Below are 3,060 nucleotides of genomic sequence, written 5' to 3' on the forward strand. Positions count from 1 at the left end.
GCATTCAGGGTCTCGGCGATGGCGTTGTGACCCAGCGACTCCTCACGCCAGCGCGCGCCGGGGTGCAACAGGGCGGCGTCATTGCCCAGCAGCTGTTGATGGCCGTAGCTTGCCAGCACCACGCCGTCGCGGTCGGTCAGCACCAGACACGCCTGCCAGTGATCGAGCAGGTTGAGGGTATGGCCGGCCACCGCTGACGCCACCGTCGCCATCAGGCTGGCGGCCTGACGCTGACGCCAGACGAGCTCCTCCGGCGGACACCTGAGGGTTGAGGGCGGCAGCGCCGAGGGAAGAGAAGAGGGAAGAGAAGAGGAGGGAGCAGGGGGAAGCGCCGCCGCAGGCGTTGTGGAGGCGGCGCCTGGATCGAGCGCCTGATCCTCCGCGTGGCGAGCTGAATGATTGGCCGAATGGTGGGCAGCGTGGCGCGCTGAGTGCTTGGCGGTGTGGGGTAGTGGCATGCGATGTCCCTTGTGCGGCGGGCCTTTCAGGCCTCTGTTGTTATTGGTGCTGTTATCGATGCTGTGATCGGTCTGGGGGAGTGTTCACGGCAATGTTCACTTGTGCGTGGTGAGTGTTCAGTTCCGAGGACTCCAGTGTGCAGACACTGTTCATCAGAGTAGCGGCAGACGCGGCGGATGACGGGCTAGACCATGGTCTGCCCCTGCCTTGGTCGCATCTGGCAAGTGGCTGAATGATCGACAGAAGAGCGGAATCCGGCGCCCTCCGAGGGGCGATGGAGGCTGTCTGTGGGCAGGGGGTTGCGCGCGGCTGGCACAGGGTTCGCTTGAGGATAGTCACCAGGTGGGTGTGAACACTCGGCAGTGGTTGGCCGTGTCCTTGCCCCGATGACTTTCACCAGACGAGACAGCGCCATGTCCTTGAGCCTTGAGGCGGTCACCCGCCGGGTTGGCCGCGAGACCCATATCGACAGGGTGGACCTGACCTTCGAGCCCGGCTCCTTCAATGTGCTGCTGGGACGCACCCTGTCCGGCAAGACGTCGCTGATGCGCCTGATGGCGGGTCTCGATGTGCCCAGTGACGGGCGCATCGTGATGAACGGCGAGGACGTGACCGGCCGTCCAGTGCGCGAGCGCAACATCTCGATGGTCTATCAGCAGTTCATCAACTACCCGAGCCTGAGCGTCTACGACAACATCGCCTCGCCTTTGAAGCTGGCGCGCATGGCGCCCGAGGAAATCCGCCGCCGCGTGCACGAGATCGCCGAGATGCTGCATATCGAGCAGTTTCTTGCGCGTCAGCCGGCGGAGTTGTCCGGTGGCCAGCAGCAGCGCACGGCCATGGCGCGGGCGCTGGTCAAGGACGCCGACCTGGTGCTGTTCGATGAGCCGCTGGTCAATCTCGACTACAAGCTGCGCGAAGAACTGCGCCACGAGATGCGCAGCCTGTTCGCGACCCGCAACACCATTGCCGTCTACGCCACCACCGAGCCCGGCGAGGCGCTGGCACTCGGCGGCACCACCACCCTGATGCATGAAGGGCGGGTGCTGCAGTCCGGGCCTACCGAGGCCGTCTACCATCATCCACTGAGTGTCGAGGCGGCGAAGCTCTACTCCGAGCCGCAGATCAATCTGTTCGAGGCCGAGGTGCGCGGACGTGAGCTGGCGTTCTCCGGCGCGGCCAGTGCCGGCGAGCAGGGCAGCCGTTTCGTGCTGCCCACGCCACTGGCGGGGATCGAGAGCGGGGCCTACCGCTTCGGCATCCGCCCCAGCCATCTGGGGCTGGCACCTCTGGCCGATGATGATCTGGAGTTCGCCGTCACGGTGGATATCGCCGAGATCTCCGGCTCCGAGACCTTCCTGCATGTCAGCAATGACGATCACTCGCTGGTCCTGCATCTGGCCGGCATCCACGACTTCGCCGTGGATGATGCCATCCGCGTCTATGCCCCCGCCCACAAGCTGTTCGTCTATGCCGCCGATGGTGGTGACGGGGCGGAACAGCATGGCGATGGGGCACTGATCCGCTCGCCCGAGCGACCCACCACGACTGGCGGAGGGCTGGCCTGATGGCGGAAATACACCTCAATGATCTGGCGCACAGCTACCTGGCGGCGCCCACCGCGGACAGTGATTACGCCATCCGGCGCATGAATCATGTCTGGCAGCAGGGCGGCGCCTATGCACTGCTCGGCCCGTCGGGGTGTGGCAAGAGCACGCTGCTCAACATCATCTCCGGGCTGCTGGCCCCCTCCGAGGGCGAGGTGCGCTTCGATGATCGCGTGGTCAATCGGCTGCCGCCGGAAGAGCGCAACATTGCCCAGGTTTTCCAGTTCCCGGTGGTCTACGACACCATGACGGTCTTCGACAATCTGGCCTTCCCGCTGCGCAATCAGCGCCAGCCGGAGCACAAGGTGCAGTCCCGGGTGCGTGAGATCGCCCAGGTGCTGGAGCTGGAAGACCTGCTGACGCGGCGTGCCAGCAACCTGACGGCCGACGAGAAGCAGAAGGTCTCGATGGGCCGTGGCCTGGTGCGCGATGACGTGGCCGCCATCCTGTTCGATGAACCGCTGACGGTCATCGACCCCCACCTCAAGTGGAAGCTGCGCCGCAAGCTCAAGCAGATCCACGAGCAGTTCAACATCACCATGGTCTACGTCACCCATGATCAGCTGGAGGCCTCGACCTTCGCCGACAAGATCGCGGTGATGTACGAGGGCCGCATCGTGCAGTTCGGCACCCCGCGCGAGCTGTTCGAGGACCCCGCTCACACCTTCGTGGGCTACTTCATCGGCTCACCGGGCATGAACCTGGCCAGCATCACGCTGGAATCGCAGGGCGTGCGGCTCGGCACGGGGGAGGATGCACCCTTGCTGCATCTTCCACGAGCGCTGCTAGCGACACTGGCGGAGCGCAAGGGCGAGTTGAAACTGGGCATTCGCCCCGAATTCGTCGAGCTCGAGGCCAGCGACAGCTCATCAGCGGCGGCGGTTCCCGACACCCGCGAGCATTGGCTGAGTGGTCAGGTCACGCTGGTGCAGGACCTGGGGACCTACAAGGTGGTGGATCTCGACATCGGTGGCGGCTGCCTGTTCAAGGCGCG

The 3,060-nt window shown here is 65.0% G+C and carries 3 protein-coding genes; 2 read left to right on the forward strand and 1 reads right to left on the reverse strand.

Annotated features, from left to right (window positions below; all coding sequences use genetic code 11):
* The coding region (locus AC4FAH_RS13010) for a hypothetical protein (protein ID WP_490246168.1) at positions 1 to 212 on the reverse strand (212 nt) is incomplete at its 3' end.
* A 660-nt stretch (positions 213 to 872) separates the two neighbouring features.
* Between AC4FAH_RS13010 and AC4FAH_RS13015 the strand changes: the two genes are divergently transcribed.
* Positions 873 to 2,027 (forward strand): ABC transporter ATP-binding protein, encoded by a 1,155-nt coding sequence (locus AC4FAH_RS13015; protein WP_153635419.1) that lies wholly within the window; start codon positions 873 to 875, stop codon positions 2,025 to 2,027.
* Positions 2,027 to 3,060, forward strand: a 1,034-nt coding sequence (locus AC4FAH_RS13020) for an ABC transporter ATP-binding protein (RefSeq protein ID WP_490246169.1), incomplete at its 3' end; no start/stop codon positions are given. The genes AC4FAH_RS13015 and AC4FAH_RS13020, both read left to right, overlap by 1 nt.

The sequence above is a fragment of the Cobetia sp. genome, assembly GCF_983723665.1.

What these genes read in the sequence shown, in the direction of transcription:
- AC4FAH_RS13015 (WP_153635419.1), top strand. Translation starts at nt 873, where the DNA reads ATGTCCTTGAGCCTTGAGGCGGTCACCCGCCGGGTTGGCCGCGAGACC.